The organism is Microbacterium sp., assembly GCF_047972865.1.
In the GTDB taxonomy this organism is placed as follows: Bacteria; Actinomycetota; Actinomycetes; order Actinomycetales; family Microbacteriaceae; genus Microbacterium.
The window spans coordinates 1-16,229 of the sequence record NZ_JBKEAY010000152.1 but is presented as its reverse complement, the minus strand read 5'-3'; the positions used below and the strand labels follow the sequence as shown (position 1 = coordinate 16,229).

The 16,229-nt window shown below is 70.8% G+C and carries 14 protein-coding genes; 9 read left to right on the top strand and 5 right to left on the bottom strand.

Annotated features, from left to right (window positions below):
- The coding region (locus ACK5KK_RS09545; RefSeq protein ID WP_416889853.1) for a RidA family protein at positions 1–491 on the top strand (491 nt) is incomplete at its 5' end.
- A 323-nt stretch (positions 492–814) separates the two neighbouring features.
- Complete coding sequence (treZ, locus tag ACK5KK_RS09540; protein ID WP_416889852.1) at positions 815–2,536, top strand: malto-oligosyltrehalose trehalohydrolase; 1,722 nt, start codon at positions 815–817, stop codon at positions 2,534–2,536.
- A gap of 176 nt (positions 2,537–2,712) precedes the next feature.
- Here the strand turns inward: treZ and ACK5KK_RS09535 are convergent, their stop codons facing one another.
- Positions 2,713–3,438 carry a glutamine amidotransferase-related protein gene (locus ACK5KK_RS09535; protein ID WP_416889851.1) on the bottom strand — a complete coding sequence of 242 codons (726 nt, stop codon included), beginning with the start codon at positions 3,436–3,438 and terminating at the stop codon, positions 2,713–2,715.
- 88 nt (positions 3,439–3,526) lie between these two features.
- On the opposite strand from ACK5KK_RS09535, the gene ACK5KK_RS09530 reads away from it, so the two are divergent.
- Genes ACK5KK_RS09530 through ACK5KK_RS09515 form a run of 4 tightly spaced genes read left to right on the top strand, consistent with a single transcriptional unit; the run spans position 3,527 to position 8,747 of the window.
- Positions 3,527–4,168, top strand: a complete 642-nt coding sequence (locus tag ACK5KK_RS09530) for an RNA polymerase sigma factor (RefSeq protein ID WP_416889850.1) — start codon at positions 3,527–3,529, stop codon at positions 4,166–4,168.
- A complete protein-coding gene (locus ACK5KK_RS09525) occupies positions 4,158–4,619 on the top strand; it encodes a hypothetical protein (protein WP_416889849.1) in 462 nt (153 codons plus the stop codon). The genes ACK5KK_RS09530 and ACK5KK_RS09525 overlap by 11 nt, the downstream gene beginning before the upstream one ends.
- Positions 4,620–4,651: 32 nt before the next feature.
- Positions 4,652–6,244, top strand: a complete 1,593-nt coding sequence (locus ACK5KK_RS09520) for a S8/S53 family peptidase (protein ID WP_416889848.1) — start codon at positions 4,652–4,654, stop codon at positions 6,242–6,244.
- A gap of 40 nt (positions 6,245–6,284) precedes the next feature.
- Positions 6,285–8,747, top strand: coding sequence for a CHAT domain-containing protein (locus tag ACK5KK_RS09515; protein WP_416889847.1), 2,463 nt, complete (start codon positions 6,285–6,287; stop codon positions 8,745–8,747).
- A 205-nt stretch (positions 8,748–8,952) separates the two neighbouring features.
- Here the strand turns inward: ACK5KK_RS09515 and ACK5KK_RS09510 are convergent, their stop codons facing one another.
- Complete coding sequence (locus ACK5KK_RS09510) at positions 8,953–9,666, bottom strand: LysR family substrate-binding domain-containing protein (protein ID WP_416889846.1); 714 nt, start codon at positions 9,664–9,666, stop codon at positions 8,953–8,955.
- Between the two features lie 31 nt (positions 9,667–9,697).
- On the opposite strand from ACK5KK_RS09510, the gene ACK5KK_RS09505 reads away from it, so the two are divergent.
- The gene (locus tag ACK5KK_RS09505) at positions 9,698–10,102 is read left to right on the top strand and encodes a DUF1304 domain-containing protein (protein WP_416889845.1); all 405 of its coding nucleotides are present in this window, start codon (positions 9,698–9,700) and stop codon (positions 10,100–10,102) included.
- A gap of 26 nt (positions 10,103–10,128) precedes the next feature.
- Here the strand turns inward: ACK5KK_RS09505 and ACK5KK_RS09500 are convergent, their stop codons facing one another.
- Together ACK5KK_RS09500 and ACK5KK_RS09495 are read right to left on the bottom strand one after the other, a co-directional pair.
- Positions 10,129–10,590 (bottom strand): DUF3237 domain-containing protein, encoded by a 462-nt coding sequence (locus tag ACK5KK_RS09500; protein WP_416889844.1) that lies wholly within the window; start codon positions 10,588–10,590, stop codon positions 10,129–10,131.
- A 46-nt stretch (positions 10,591–10,636) separates the two neighbouring features.
- Positions 10,637–11,278, bottom strand: a complete 642-nt coding sequence (locus ACK5KK_RS09495; protein WP_416889843.1) for a carboxymuconolactone decarboxylase family protein — start codon at positions 11,276–11,278, stop codon at positions 10,637–10,639.
- Positions 11,279–11,399: 121 nt separating this feature from the next.
- Here ACK5KK_RS09495 and ACK5KK_RS09490 point away from each other — a divergent pair, with 121 nt between their 5' ends.
- A complete protein-coding gene (locus tag ACK5KK_RS09490) occupies positions 11,400–13,289 on the top strand; it encodes an FAD-dependent monooxygenase (protein ID WP_416889842.1) in 1,890 nt (629 codons plus the stop codon).
- Between the two features lie 84 nt (positions 13,290–13,373).
- Here the strand turns inward: ACK5KK_RS09490 and ACK5KK_RS09485 are convergent, their stop codons facing one another.
- A complete protein-coding gene (locus ACK5KK_RS09485; protein WP_416889841.1) occupies positions 13,374–14,675 on the bottom strand; it encodes an NAD(P)H-dependent oxidoreductase in 1,302 nt (433 codons plus the stop codon).
- Positions 14,676–14,931: 256 nt separating this feature from the next.
- On the opposite strand from ACK5KK_RS09485, the gene ACK5KK_RS09480 reads away from it, so the two are divergent.
- A partial coding sequence (locus ACK5KK_RS09480; RefSeq protein WP_416889840.1) for an AMP-binding protein occupies positions 14,932–16,229 on the top strand: 1,298 nt, incomplete at its 3' end.

Here is a 16,229-nt window from a genome sequence, read left to right as displayed (position 1 = left end):
CCACGATGACCCCGCCCGTCCCCAACACCACTGCACTGACACTCGCCGGCATCCGCGCCGCCGCAGCAGCCGAGCCGACGAAGACACCGGATTTCTCTCCCGCTGTGCGCGCGGGGAGTCTTGTGTTCACCTCGGGACAGCTACCGCTGTCCGATGGCGAGTTGGTCGCGACGGGGCTGCTCGGCCGTGACGTCACTGTGGCGGAGGGGGCGCGGCTGGCCCGGATCTGCACCGCGAACGCGTTCGCCGCGCTGTCGGAGCTGGTCGACCTCGCCGACATCGAACGCGTCGTCAAGCTCAATGGCTTCGTCGCCTCGGCTCCCGGTTTTCACGATCAGGCGGCGGTCATGAACGGGGCCAGCTCACTGCTCAACGAGTTGTTCGCGGGTGCTCGCCCGCACGCGCGCGCCGCCATCGGGGTCGCCGCGCTGCCCCGCAACGCCCCCGTCGAGGTCGAGCTCGTCGTCCGGCTGGGTGGCGCCTCCGCGTGATCTGAGCTGCGCGCCGCGCGGTCGGGGCGCCGGAAGCAGCGACGGGGTCGTCCGGGGGTGAGATCCGGTTCGCGCGGCACGTCGAAGCCCGCCGCGGTCAGTTCGCCGAGGCTCGCGCCCTTGCCTTCGCGCGCGGTCGTCGCGCCCGAACGCACTCAGGGGTGTGTACCAGGTCACTCGCCAAACCCTAGCGACCGCCGACGGGCGGGCGGCGCGTGCTGAGGCCCGACGGCGACCGCGTTCGCGGCGTCGGGTCGCGCATTTCGCTGCGAGCAGGCCGGGACCGGCGCGCGGCTGGGTCCGGGCCTGGGCAGAATGGACGCATGATGCAGGTGTGGGCACCCCGCGCTGACCGGGTGCGGCTGCGGCGGCCGGGGCGCGACGACGTCGAGCTGACCGCGGCGGATGCCGGGTGGTGGCAGGGCGACGTCGTGCTCGCCGACGGCGACGAGTACGGGTTCGTGATCGGCGATGACGACAGGATGCTGCCCGACCCGCGGTCGCGGCGCCAGCTCCGCGGCGTGCACGGGGCCTCGGCGTGGTTTGACCCGGCGCCGTTCCCCTGGACCGACCGAGCCTGGCATGGACGGCAGCTCGCCGGTGGACTGATCTATGAGTTGCACGTCGGCACCTTCACGCCCGAAGGGACGCTGGATGCCGCGACCGGGCGACTCGACCACCTGGTGTCGCTGGGCGTCACCCACGTGGAGCTGCTTCCCGTCAACGGCTTCAACGGCAGCCACAACTGGGGGTACGACGGGGTGCTGTGGTTCACGGTGCACGAGGCGTACGGCGGCCCCGCGGCGTACCAGCGGTTCGTGGACGCGGCGCACGCGGCCGGGCTCGCGGTCGTCCAGGATGTCGTCTACAACCACCTCGGGCCGTCGGGGAACTACCTGCCGGCGTTCGGACCGTACCTGCGCGACGGACAGGCCACGACCTGGGGCGACAGCCTCAACCTCGACGAGCGGGCGGTGCGTGACGTTGTGATCGACAACGCCCTGATGTGGCTGCGGGACTATCACGTCGACGGACTGCGGCTGGATGCCGTGCACGCGTTGCACGACGACGGGCCGGTGCACGTTCTGCGCGAACTCGCCGAGGCCGTCGACGCCCTCAGCGCCCACGAGGGCCGGCCGCTGACGCTCATCGCCGAGAGCGACCTGAACGATCCGGTCATGGTCCTGCCACGGGAGGCCGGCGGGTACGGTCTGACCGCGCAGTGGTCCGATGACTTCCACCACGCTCTCCACGTCGCCCTCACGGGGGAGACGGTCGGTTACTACGCCGACTTCGCGGCTCTCGACGCGCTGCCCAAGACCTGGACGGACGGGTTCTTCCACGACGGGACGTTCTCGTCGTTCCGGGGTCGTGACCACGGGCATCCGATTCCCGCCGACGTGCCCTCCTGGCGGCTGGTGACGTACGCGCAGACGCACGACCAGGTGGGAAACCGTGCCGCCGGCGACCGGCTCGCGGCCATGCTCACGCCGGAGCGACGGCGGGTCGCCGCGGTGCTGACGTTGACCGCTCCCGGCACGCCGATGCTGTTCATGGGCGAGGAATGGGGTGCGTCGAGCCCCTGGCAGTTCTTCACCTCGCATCCCGAACCCGACCTCGCCGAGGCCACGGCAAGAGGACGCAAGGCCGAGTTCGCCCGGATGGGGTGGGACGAATCGCTCGTGCCGCACCCGAACGACCCCGCGACGTTCGCGCGGTCACGGCTTGCGTGGGACGAGGTCGACGCGGCCGGTCACGCCGACCTGCTCGCGCTGTACCGCGAGCTGGCCCGGCTGCGGCGGGAGCAACCCGCGCTGACCGATCCGCGCGCCGATCGGCGCACGGGCGAGGCCGCCGAAGCGATCGGGGGGCGGGTCTACACCCTGACCCGCGGTGACGTGCGGGTACTGGTGAACCTGTCGGCGGCCCCGTGGGACGTACCCGCCGACGGCGACGTGGTGTGGCTGGTGACGGTCCCGCCCGCCTCGCGCGGCGACCGCTGGCTCATCGCCCCGGACTCGGCTGTCATCGTCGGTCCAGCCTGACCCCGCGTTCATCCGCGCCGAAACGTCGGTCGTCCAGCCTGACCCCGCATTCATCCGCGCCGAAACGTCGGTCGTCCAGTCAGCATCCCGCGTTCATCCGCGCCGAAACGTCGGTCGTCCAGTCAGCATCCCGCAGTTCGGCGCGAACGAACGGGCGGGCCCGTCGACCCGGTGCGTCAGAACGCGCCGACGAAGGCGCGCAGGATGCGGGGTGGCTCCGACAGCGCCGTCGCATGCACCCGCGCGGCGATCGCCTCGTAGTCCATGGCGTCGAAGTACCCGTCGTCGCGGTAGATCGCCATCCGCTCCGTGAACGCACGGGCGGTGGGCTCGGGATGGAACTGCGTGGCGTACAGGCGCTCGCCGACGCGATACGCCTGCACCGGGCACGCGTCGTTCGTGGCCAGGAGCACGGCCCCCGGGGGCGGCGCGGCGCTGCCTTCCTTGTGGGCGGTGACGGCGGAGAACCGGGTGGGGAGGGCGCCGAACAGCGGATCCCGGGTGCCGGCCTCGGTGAGGGTGATCGTCGTGGGTCCGGTGTCTTCGGGGTAACCGCGCGACACGTCGCCGCCGAGGGTGCGTGTCGCGATGCCGATGCCGTAACACGTGAACAGCGCGGCGGTCCTGCCCTCGGCGGCGTGTGTGGCGAGGCGAGCCAGGTCGGCTTCCAGCAGCACCTGTTCGTCGGTCTTGGCCGCTTCCGGCTCGGTCACGTTGAAGGGGCTGCCGCCGACGACGAAGCCCGCCCAGCGGTCCACGGCATCGGCGGGAAGCCGTTCGTGGACGAGATCGACGCGGTCGAGTTCCCCCGGCTCCAGGCGGGCGGCGGTGCGGAAAGACTCGTACTCGGCATCGGCCGCGCTGTGCTGCGGGCGCGCGCTCAGATACGCGAATCGGGGCATGGAGAGGAGTCTACGGGGACGAATTCGTCGGCGTCATGTATCAGGGGTCTCTAGCGCTGCTCCTGTGGGTGTGGTCAGAATGAGCAGCATGGCGAACGCGGATCCCGCACCGATCCCTCGCGAACCCGGTGACGCTGACGACACCCACGACGAGTCGTCGCTGTGGGAGCGCGCGGCGGACAGCTTCCAGCAGTGGCACGACGGCGACTCCCGGGCGATGGATGCCCTGGTCCGGTTGCTCAGTCCGGTGCTCTGGCACGTCGTGCGCGCATACGGATTGGACGCGGCATCGGCGGAGGACGTCGTGCAGACCACGTGGTTGACGCTGGTGCGTCGCCACGACAGCATCGCCGACCCACGCGCGGTGTCCGGGTGGCTGATGACCACGGCACGCCGTGAGGCCTGGCGGGTCGCGAAGCTGCAACGCCGTGCCGCACCGGTCGAATCGGAAGACCTCGAACCACACCTGCCCGCCGCCGAGTCGGCGGAGGGCGCCGCCACCGGTCACGACCGGGACAGTCGGCTGTGGCGGGCCGTCCATACCCTCGACGAACGGTGCCGCCGCCTGCTGCGGGTCATCGCGTTCGAAGAACGCCCCGACTACGCCCGGCTCGCGGCCGACCTCTCGATGCCGGTCGGCTCGATCGGTCCGACGCGGGGACGATGTCTGGGCAAGCTGCGGGCGGCACTCCGGGGGGCCGGATGGAACGGAGAAGACAATGACCTCTGAGCACGTGACGCCCGACGCGGCGCTCTTTCGCGGGCTGCGCCGCACCTGGGAACGCATCGATCCCGTTCCGGCGGGACTGGTCGACCGCATGGTCGCCGCGGTCGCCGCGGAGAGCATCGCCGAGGACTACGTCTTGCTGACACTCGTCGAGTCAGACGCGGTGGCACCCGTGCGCGGTGTGGCGGAGACCCTCACGCTGCAGTTCAGCGATGGCACCACCAGCATGCTGGTGCACATCACCAGCGCAGAGGCAGGAGGACGCCGCCTGGACGGCTGGGTGGACGGCATCGCGACGACGGCGATCGCCGAACATGACGAGGGTGAGGCGGTGACCGCGGTCGATGGCGGCAGATTCTCCTTCGACGCTCTCCCCGCCGGAACGGTCCGGCTGCGGCTGCTGCTGACCGATGTGCACGATCCTGAGCTGCGCACCCCGCGGTTCGACATCTGACCCGCCGCCGGTGGGAGTTGTGGGAGGAAACGATGGCTGGGACACCAGACGGCTGGACGTGGCGTGATCGGGCGCGCGGATCGATCGCGCATGTCGAGCTGCTCGATCCGGCGACGGAGCCGATCTCGGGCATCGATGCGTTGCCGACGATGTACGTGCCCGATCGTCTGCTCATCTCCCGATCCAGTGGAGTCAGCGACTACCGGGGCCGTGCCGCACTCGTGGAGCGGGCTGCTGTCGCGCTCGGACTTCGGGTGCTGCCCGACGACGATGATCTCGTCGACGGGCAGAAACCAGAGGAACTGCCGTTCGTACGCGTACGACTGGTGCCCGGAGAGGAGGGCACGCAGGGTGCCGCCGCACCCGACGCATGGCGGGTGCTGCAGCGGTTGCGCCGAGACGTGCTGACTCGCGCCCAGCTCGATCCGGCACGCGAGCCCGCGCGTGAGGTCATCGAGCGGCTGGCCGAGGTGGGAGCAGACGGCGTCGGACTGGAACATGTCCTCGCGATCGACCCGTTCGCCCGGTCGAACCCGTTCGCGCGCTCCAACCCGTTCGCGCGCTCCAATCCGTTCGCCCGGTCGAACCCGGTCGGTGAGTACGCGGAGTCTGGGCGTGGAGGGCGTCAGCCGGTCGCGTGGGTGGGCCCCGGCCCGGTGCGCACGAAGCCGCCGACGGGAACCCGCGCCCCGGTGGTGGCGGTGCTCGACACCGGTGCGGGTGTGCATGAGTGGCTGCCGAGCGACGTGGTGCGGACCGCGATCGACATCGACGGACGGCCCGTCGGTCTCGCCGATGACGCCGACCCCGAGCGCTACCCCGACCTGTTCGGGCCTCTGGACGGTGAACTGGATCCGGTGGCCGGTCACGGCACGTTCATCGCGGGCATCGTCCGACAGGTAGCGCCGGATGCCGAGATTCTCGCGATCCGCGTCGCCGACGCGAATGGCCTCATCCCCGAATCCACTCTGCTGCGGGTGTTACGGGATCTGGTGACACTGGTGGAGCGTCACCGCGACGGGGCGGCAGGCGGTCACCCGGTCGATGTGCTGAATCTCTCGCTGGGGTTCTATCACGAGACTCCCGAAGACGGGCTGTACCTGACAGAGCTGGTGGACGTGCTCGCGAAGCTGCGGGCACACGGGGTCACCGTGGTCGCCTCGGCGGGCAACGACGCCGTGGACCGCCCCGCGTTCCCGGCATCCCTGTGGCCGTGGCCGGGTGCCGACAACGGGGTGGAGTCCGACGACGGCGCCGAGCTGGTGTCGGTGGGGGCGTTGAACCCCGACACCGGGACGACCGCGCTGTTTTCCAACGTGGGGCCGTGGGTGCGTACCTATGCGACCGGAGCAAGCATCGTGAGCACCATTCCCGCCTTCGAAGGGGGGCGGCAGGCGACTTCGCGCGATGACGAGTACGAGCGGGAACGGTCCACGATCGGACCCGACGACTTCCGCGGCACGTTCGCCGTGTGGAGCGGGACCTCGTTCGCGGCACCGCTGGTTGCGGGACGGATCGCCGCCGCACTCGGCTTTCTTCCCGACAAGCCGACCGGAGAACCGGTTCATGCCGTGTACCGTGACCGCGTGCGAAAGGTGATCACGGCCAGCGACACGGGTCGCTGACACGGGTGCGCGGTCGTACCCGAAGCGGCAAGCTGGAGTGGTGGCCGTCGAGGAACTGTACGATCGGGCGCTCAGCCTCACGAACGAGCGCCGCTTTCGTGAGGCCCGTGAGTTGTTAGAGCGCGCCACCGACCAGCCCGCCTCGGACGACCTCGCCGCCAGGATCGTGGGAACCCTCGCCTACGCGGTGGCGCAGCTGGGCGAGCTCGATCGGGGTGAGCAGTTGTGTCGGGAGGCACTGCGTCGCACGGGGCTGAGCCCGCACACCCGCGGCATCCTCACCGGGCAGTTGGCGAGCCTGCTGTTTCAGCACGGCCGGCCCGACGAAGCGCTTGCGGGGTTCGCCGAGGCCCTCGCGGCGCTCGACGATGATCCGTGGTCCGCGGCGAACCTTCGCATGAATCGGAGCATCGTGCTGATGCAGCGGTTTGACATGGATGCCGCGGTCGCCGACATTGAAGCGGCGGTGGACGCGTACCTGTCGCACGGCGAGGCGACCGATGTCGCCGAAGCGCGCCATAACCTCGGCTACGCGCACTTGTTGCGCGGGGACCTCTTGCGGGCGATCCGGGAGATGTCGCGCGCTCGCCCCGCCATCGCGGCCGTGTCGTCCGCGAATGCGGCGATCTGCGACGTCGACATGGCGGAGGCGTACGCCGAGGCGGGATTGGTGACCGAGGCGGAGGGGCTACTGCAGTCGGCCGCGGAGATCTTCGGCGACGAGCACATCGTGCAGGCGCAGGGAGAGGCGGAGCTGCTGCTGGCGCGGTCGCTGCTGCGGCACGAGCCCCACCGTGCGCGCGAGGTGGCCCGCGCTGCGGGACGGCGTTTCGCACGGATCGGGGCGACGGTGTGGCGGGCGCGCGCCGACGGCATCCGGATGCGGGCCGCGCTGGCGGCAGGAGCCGTGGATCGCACCGGAGAGGTGACCGGGATCCGGGGGAGGTTGCCGACGGCGGTTGAGGTCTCCCGAGTGGTGGCGGCGCTCCGGCGGGCACGATTGCGCAACGACGCCGACGCACTGGAGCTGACCCGGCTGCTGTGGCGGGTGCGGCGCGGACTGCCCGCCCGACGGGGTCCCCGTACGCGCCCAGGGACATCGATCGAGGTATGGGTGCTGGCCGACGAACTGCGCGCCGAGCGCGCGGCGCGCGCCGGCCGTGGGGGGGAGGCGCGGCGAATCGCGGCCGACGGAGTCGAGCGGCTGGCGCGTTGGCGCGCCGCGTTCGGGAGCATCGACCTGCAGACGGCCAGCGCGATGCACGGGGTGGGTTTGATGGTGGTGGGGCTGGAGGCGGCGCACCGCACCGGTGACCCCGGCGTGCTCTTCGAGTGGGCCGAGCGCGCTCGGCATGATCAGCAGCACGTGACGCCGCTGCGTCCCCCGCCCGACCCGGAGTTGGCCGCCGATCTCGCCGAGCTCCGGCTGCTCCGCGCCGAGACCGGCGGAATCGACTGGTTGTCCGATCCTCGCGCCGTCGAGGCATCAGCCCGGGTGCGGCGCCGCCAGTGGGTGCAGACCAGAGCACGTCGTGTGGATGCGGCGGCGACGCTGCCCGAGTTGCGCGCGGCGCTGGACCCCGACACAGCGGCGCTGCTATTCGTGTTCCGTCCCGCGCGGCTGTCGTGTCTGGTGGTCACCGATGATCGTGCGGACATCGTTGATCTGCCCGGCGGCATCCGTGACGCGTTGGGCGGGTTGCGTGCCGATTTGGACATGTCGGCGCAGACGATCGCCGGGCCGATGGCCGAAGTGGTGGGGCGCTCGCTCGACCGCCGGCTGCAGGCGCTGTCGGCAGCGCTGGTGGCCGTGCCGTTGGCACACACCGCCGCGCGACGCCTCGTCATCACCGCGCCCGGGGTGTTGGCCGGTGTGCCCTGGACCATGCTTCCCGGTCTCAGCGGTCGCGCCGTCACGCTAGCCGCGTCGGCATCGTTGTGGGTGCGTGCCGGTGAGGCCCCGGCGCTGCAGCGGGCGGCATTCGTCGCGGGGCCGCGGGTGGCGCGCGGGGCCGAGGAACTTGCCGGCGCGGCGGCGGCGTGGCCTCGAGCGTCGCAGACCACCGGCGACCGAGCGAGCGTCGAAGCGGTCACCGCCCTCGCCGCGAGCGCCGACGTGCTGCACATCGCCGCGCACGGGACTCACTCGGCCGACAACGGCATGTTCGCCGGTTTGGAGCTGGCCGATGGCACGCTGTTCGGCTACGACATCGACCGCATGCCGCGGGTGCCGTCGATCGTCGTCCTGTCGGCGTGCGAGGTGGGTCGTTCCACGGTCCGATGGGGCGAAGAGGCACTCGGCATGACGCGCGCCTGGCTCCATGCCGGCGTGCGGTGCGTGATCTCGGCGCCGGTATCGGTCGGCGACGCGGATGCGTGCCTGCTGCTGCCCGCACTGCACCGCGGTCTCGCCGCCGGGGTCACGCCGGCCGAGGCACTTGTCGCCGCAACGCTGCAGACCGGGATTGCGGCGCCGTTCCAATGTCACGGCGCCGGATTGTGATGATTCCGCGACCGCGCGTATCACCGACGTTCCGCGGCGCTCTCCTCACATGAGCGGGCGCTGACAGGGGTCGGGATGCACACCATTGGGGAACTGCGCAGCATCCCAGCGCTCGACCGAACCGCTCGTGCCGTTCGGTCGGAGGGTCGGTGACCAGGGAAGTCACCGACCCTCAACGCCGCCGCCCAGTGCGGGACGGCCCCGGTCAGGTGCGGGACGAGCGGGCGGTACGGCCGCGCACGATCCCGATGAAGGCCTCGACGGCAGGCGTGCCACCGTCGACGAGCCAAGTCAGCGCGACGGTGGAGACCGGGCCTTCGGCGAGGGGACGGAAGGCGGTGTCTTTGCGATGGTGCAGCCGCGCCAGCGACATCGGCACCGTGGCGATGCCGACACCCGTGGCGATGATCGCCATGGCGTCGGCCGTGGTCGGCGGGGGAGGAAAGACGGGGGAGACGGTGCCGGGTACCGCGCAGTGGAGCACGTCATCGAGAGGGACGATGAGAGTCTCGCCCACCAGGTCGGACGCCCTTAGCTCGGTCGCCGCGGTGAGGACGGAGTCGGCGGCGCAGACCACGACGGGGAGTTCGTCATACAGCGCGATGACGTGCAGGCCGTCGCGGTCGATCGGGAGGCGCACGACGGCGGCATCCACCTCGCCGGCACGCACCGCGCGTTCTTGGTCGGCGACGGTCAGGGCGACCAGGTCGAGGGGTGTTGCCCGATAGCGATCGCGCCAGGTGTCGATCCACTTTCCGGGTGTGACGCCGGGTACGACCCCGAGTCGGAACGGAGTGGGCGGCAGCGGGGGCGGTGCCGCCGGATCGGGCGGTCTGTTCGGCGCGTCGCGACGCTTCGTCGGTTGGCGCCGGGCGCGGCGCGGGTGCCGTCGTGGGGAATTGTCGTCACGTGGCGCCACTCCGCCAGCGTAGCCGCGCTATCGTCGGCGCATGGTGTCGATCATCGCAACGGTCGCGGCGGCGCTCGCGGCGGCGCTGCACGTCGCCATCTTCGTGATGGAGTCGGTCCAGTGGCGCAGCCCTCGCATCTGGCGTCGATTCGGGCTGCGCGACCAGGCCGCCGCCGAGACCACACGTGACCTGGCGTACAACCAGGGGTTCTACAACCTGTTCCTCGCGATCGGTGTCGTCGTGGGGCTGGCGATGTTCTGGGCGGGCGGGGCCGGTTCGGGCGCGGCGGCCGCCGGTCGGGCCGTCACGCTGTTCGGGCTCGGGTCGATGCTCGCCGCAGCGGTCGTGCTGACGACGACCGGCCGGCGCTATCTGCGGGCCGCGGTCATCCAGGGCATCCTGCCGCTGATCGGCGTCGTCCTGTTCCTGCCCCTGTTTTCCTAGCCCCTCGCCCGAACCCCGCCCGTCGGTCAGGTGACCCGGTAGGCGACGTACTCCACACTGTGGGCGGTGCGGATGTAGGACGCGACGTAGACGGAGTTCTGCAGCTCGGGTCGCGCGGCGCATTCGATCGTGATAGCGGCGCGGAAGTAGTACGCCGTCGGGTCGACGTCCTCGCCGCGCAGGAGGGATTCCAGCACGTCCGGGTCGCCGCTTCGCACGCCCACGGCGTGCATGTAGGCGAGGGCGCCGTCGGTCGCGCGGGCCGAGTAGCGGCCGTCGACGTCGATGGAACCGTCGCGCCGTACGATCTGCCAGTCGGCGCCGCCGGGGAGGATCTCGCCCTCGAACTCACCGGTGACGCGTCCGCCGATCACCGGGATGATGCGGCGGTGGCCGACACGCGTGTCGCCGTGGTCTTCCAGCGCCCCCAGCTCGGCGACCACCTCGAAGGCGGGCTCCAGGGTGGGTATCGGCGGTCTCTTGCTCACGGATGCCTCCTCGCGTCCTGCTCCCCGCCGCTCGGGGGCGACCAGTCTATCCGCCGAGCTCGTCGGCGGCGCGCGCGAAGGCACCGCGGGCGGCGGGGGGCAGTTCGGGGTCGAAGGCGGCCAGCGCGAGCGCCAGCATCCCATAGTAGCCGCACAGCCACACCAGTTCTGCCAGGCCCGCCTCGCCGAGCGCGGCGGTGGCTGCGCGGTAGGCGTCGTCGTCGAGCGCGCCGGCGGTCATCAGGGTGTGGGCGGCGTGCCAGACGGCGCTTCCCGTGGGGGTGAGCCCGTTCGGCGGCGTGCCGGCGAGCACCGCCGCCAGCTGCGGGTCGGTGAGTCCGGCCGCCCGGGCCGCCTCGACGTGCGCGAACCATTCGAAGTCGCAGCGGTGGTGGGTGGCGACCACGAGGATCGCCAGCTCGCGGTCGATCGCCGCGAACGTGCCGTGGAAACGGATGGCCGCACCGACCTCCTGCACCGCGGCGCCGAGCCGGGGCGCGATGGCCATCAGCCCGAAGGGGCCGAGCAGGCGCCCGTCGTCGTCGACCACCGGCACCAGGCTCTTCTGCGACGCGCGCGGACCGTTCGCGATCGCGTCGTACACCTCCGCCTGATCGCCGCTGAGCCGGTCGGGCGTCGGCGAGAGGTATCGGCCGGGGGCGGATGCGTGCGCGTCGCTGGTGCTCATCCGCTCAGCGTGCCCGGCCGGTCGGCGCCCGGTCAAGCCGTGGCGACCTCACGGGGAAAGGGGAGGAGGAAACGGGGGAGGGGGTAGGGTCGCACACAGTATCGAACGCGAGGGGGCGAAGATGCAGTTCCACTATGCCGGTTACGAGTCGACCGAGCCGCGGGTGCGACCGGCCGCGGGGTGCGGCATTGACCGTGCGACGGAGCTGCCCGACGAGATGGATGTGCTGATCGTCGGGACCGGGCCGGCGGGGATGCTGCTGGCGGCACAGCTGTCGAGCTATCCGACCGTCAACACGCGGATCATCGAGCGTCGCGAGGGACGCCTCGAGGTCGGGCAGGCAGACGGCGTGCAGTCGCGCACCGTGGAGACGTTTCAGGCGTTCGGCTTCGCCGACCGGATCATGGCGGAGGCCTACCGCATCACCGAGACCGCGTTCTGGAAGCCGGACCCGGAGCATCCGGAGAACATCGTTCGGGTCACCCGTACCCCCGACGATCCGCACGGCATGAGCGAGTTCTGGCACATCGTCGTCAATCAGGCGCGGGTGCTGGACTACTTCGTCGAGGTCGCCGCACGGTCACCGGGGAGGATCACCCCGGACTACGGCATCGAGTTCGTCGGCTGCGAGATCGACCCGACGGCGGAGCACGCCGTGACCGCACGGCTGCGGTACGCCGCGGGCCCCCGCGCGGGCCAGGAGCGCACGGTGCGCGCGAAGTACCTCGTCGGGGCGGACGGGGCCCGCTCTACCGTGCGTCAGGCGATCGGCCGCACCCTGGCGGGGGATGCCGCCGACCACGCCTGGGGCGTCATGGACGTGCTGGCCAACAGCGACTTCCCCGACATCCGGGTCAAATCGATGGTGCAGGCCCACGGCGGCGGCACAGTGCTGGTCATCCCGCGCGAGGGCGAGTTCCTCTTCCGCCTGTACGTCGACCTCGGCGAGGTGCCCGCCGACGACGGTGGACGCATCCGGAAGCTGTCGTTCGAGGGCATCTTGGCGCAGGCCAACCGCATCCTGCATCCGTACTCGGTGGACGTGAAGCAGGTCTCCTGGTTCAGCGTGTATGAGGTGGCGCACCGCCTCGCCGACGGGTTCGACGAGGTGCCGCGCGACGAGGCCGGCATCCGCATGCCGCACGTGATGATCATGGGCGATGCCTGCCACACTCACTCCGCGAAGGCAGGGCAGGGGATGAACGTCTCGATGCAGGACGGATTCAACCTGGGCTGGAAGCTCGGCCAGGTGCTCACCGGCGTCGCGCGAGAATCGCTGCTGGCGACGTATTCGGCGGAGCGGCAGGTGATCGCGAAGAATCTGATCGATTTCGACCAGGAGTGGTCGGCGATGATGGCCAAGCCCATCGACCAGTACGACGATCCCCGCGAACTGGAGCAGTACTACGTACGGACGGCGGAGTTCCCGGCCGGATTCATGACCCGGTACGCTCCGTCGATGATCACGGCGACGACGGAGCATCAGCAGTTGGCGACCGGGTTCCCGATCGGAAAACGGTTCCATTCCGCCCAGGTGGTGCGCCGCGCCGACGCCAACCCGGCCCAGCTGGGACACCTGCACGCCGCCGACGGGCGGTGGCGCATCTACGTCTTCGCCGACGCCTCCGCGCCCGCGCGGACCGGCACCCCGGTCGCGGACCTGTCGGACTGGTTGCGGACCGACCCGGCATCCCCGGTGGTGCGCTCTCGGCGTGACGGCGCCGATGAGGATGCCGTCTTCGACGTCAAGGTCATCTACCAGCAGCACGACACCGAGGTCGAGGTCGCCGACGCGCCGACCGTCTTCCAGCCCGAGCGAGGTCCGTTCGGACTGGTCGATCGTCACAAGGTGTTCTGCGGCGGGCACGGCACCGACATCTTCGCCGAACGCGGCATCTCCCGCGACGGGGCGATCGTGGTCGTGCGGCCCGACATGTACGTGTCGGCCGTGCTGCCGCTGACCGCAACGGCCGAACTGGGGGCGTTCTTCGACGGCATCCTGACCGGGTGAGCGCGCGCAGATTCCGAATCCGAGGGCATTGTCCGAATCCGGTGACGGCGGTCCGCTCCGGGCGCTGACCGCCCTCAGGGGCCCTCAGGCCTCCGCCAGCGCTTCGGTCTCGCGCCGCAGGTGCATCGTGAGGTCGTCGGGCAACGGCGCCACGTCGGACCACGTCACCACGTCGCCGCGGGCTACCGGGCGCACCAGGGTGACACCGTGCGCGAGGCCGATGGGCAGGGCACCGCGGGCCACCGAGGTCCCGGCCGGCATGAGGCGACCCCACACCGTATAGCCGCCTTCTCCATCGAGGGTGTCGCCGGCGGCCAGGTCGCGCTTCGCGGTCGCGACCACGTCGCCGCGGAACCAGCGGCTCTGCCCCGTCGGTTCGCCACGCAGCACCACCGACAGCACCGAGACGCCGAGTTCGAGCCCGACGATGTGGAACGGCTTGTACATCGCGGCGTACCGGCCGGTGTCATCGGTGTGCAGATGGCAGTACTGGAACTGCTCGGCGACGAAGGCCGTCGGAGCCTCGAACGTGACGTACACGCCCCACCGCAGGTCACGGAACACCGGACGCCCATCGCGCTCCAACGACGAGATCGTCTCCACCATCCCGGCACGATCGAGCACCCCGCCGACCGAGCGCGGACGCAGGACGTGCGCCAGGTCGTCGACCCCGCACGGATGGAACGACAGCCCCACCTCGGGCACGGCCAGGTCGCAGGCGTTCGCGATCGCCGCCATCTCGATCGCCGACTTCGTGCCGTCGGTGAACGAGGTGAGCATCATCGGGTTGACGTCGTGCCCCTTCTCCGGGGTCATCCCGAACTCGGTCCACACGGTGTCGGGGTTCACCTCGGGGAAGTGCGGGAGGAACTTCGTGCCCTTTCCCGCGGCCACGATCTCGAACCCGCTGGTTCGCGCCCAGTCGACCAGTTCCGCCGTCAGCGCCGGCTGATCCCCGTAGGCCAACGAATACACCACCCCCGCCGCGCGGGCCCGAGCCGCGAGGGCCGGCCCGGCGATGGCATCCGCCTCGAGATTCACCATCACCACGTGGGTGCCGTGCGAGATCGCCGCCATCGCGTGGGCGATTCCCGCCGCCGGATTCCCCGTGGCCTCGACCACCACGTCCAGGTCGTCGCGCGCGCAGAGCTCCGGGCCGCTGTCGGGGAAGGCGGTCGCGGCGATCCGTTCCTCCGGCCACTGCGCTCGCCGGCAGACCTCGCGCGCTCGCGCCGGAGAGGTGTCGGCGATCGCGGCGACCTCGATACCCGGCGTCGTCAACGACTGGGCGAGGAACATCGCCCCGAACTTGCCCACCCCGATCATGCCCACCCGCACCGGCCCGGACCGCTGCACCCGTTCCTGCAGCATCCGGAACAGATTCATGGTGTGCCTCCGTCGTGACCTGTGGGGTCACCCTAGGCCGGACAGCGCGCGACCGATATGGCCACACGCGCAGAACACTGCGTCGGATCTGCACCCCGCGCCCGGGCGTCGATGTCCCGCAGGATCGGATTCCGAACGCCGGATTCGGATGCCGCCACCCGGCGCGATCCGAATCTCCGGGTGTCGTCCGAATCTGCGGCGAGTCCGCCACCGGGGCGCCGCTGGCGCCGCCGTGGCCGGGCGGTAGAGTCGGGGCGTGAGCCCGATTCCCGCCGCCCCTGTCCTGTACGAGTTGCCGGAGGATGTCCGGTCGGCCACAGTGCTGCAGACCTTCATCGACTGGGTCGGCGAACACCGCGGTGTGCACCTGACCGGCTACGCCGAGTTGTACGACTGGTCGATCACCGACCTCGACGGCTTCTGGGAGTCGGTCTGGCAGTTCTACCGGGTGCAGTCGGCCGCGCCCTACAGCGCCGTCCTCGCCGACGATCGTATGCCCGGAGCGGAATGGTTCCCGGGGGCGCGGATCAACTATGCCGAGCACGTCCTCCGCGGTGACGGCAGCCGCTCGGCGTTCGTCAGCTATTCGCAGACTCGGCCGCAACAGGACTGGACCATCGACGACCTCCGCGCCGACGTCGGGCGGTTGCGCACCGGGCTGATCGCCGCCGGCGTCGGCATCGGTGACCGCGTCGCGGCGTACCTCCCGAACATCCCGGAGACCATCGCGGCGGAGCTGGCCACCGTGAGCCTGGGGGCGGTCTGGGCCACCTGTGCCCCCGAGTTCGGCACCTCCAGTGCCATCGACCGGCTCGGCATCGTCGAACCGAAGGTGCTGTTCGCCGTCGGTGGCTACCGGTACGGGCGCAAAGAGATCGACCGCCGCGAGGAGGTCGCCGAGATCGTCGCGGCCATCCCGAGCCTGGAGCACGTCGTCGAGGTCGCCTACCCCCAGCACGTACTGGCCGACGCCACCCGGTACGAGGACTTCGGCACCGGTGACGCTCGCGACCTGGATTACGTGCACGTGCCGTTCGAGCATCCGCTCTTCGTCATCTTCACCTCCGGCACCACCGGCACCCCCAAAGCGATCACCCACTGCCACGGCGGCATCCTGCTGGAACACCTCAAAAACCACGGCCTGAGCTGGGGACTGGGGCAGGGCGATCGGCTCATGTGGTACTCGACCACCGCCTGGATGGTGTGGAACACCCTGCCCTCGTGTCTGCTGGTGGGGGCCTCGGTGGTGCTGTACGACGGCGACCCGACCTACCCCGACTCGCGCGAGCTGTGGCGCGTGGCCGAACAGACCGACCCGAACGTGCTCGGCATGAGCCCCGCGTACATCCGGGGCAGCCGCGCCCAGGGCGTCGACCCGCGCAGCGAGTTCCGCTTCCCCCGGCTCGAGCAACTGTGCGCCGTCGGCAGCCCGTTCCCGCAGGACGGGTACCGCTGGGTGCGGGAGCAGTTCGGCGACCGGGTTCTGCTCAACGTCGGCTCCGGTGGCACGGACGTGTGCAGCGGGATCGTGCAGGGTGCGCCGCTGCTGCCGGT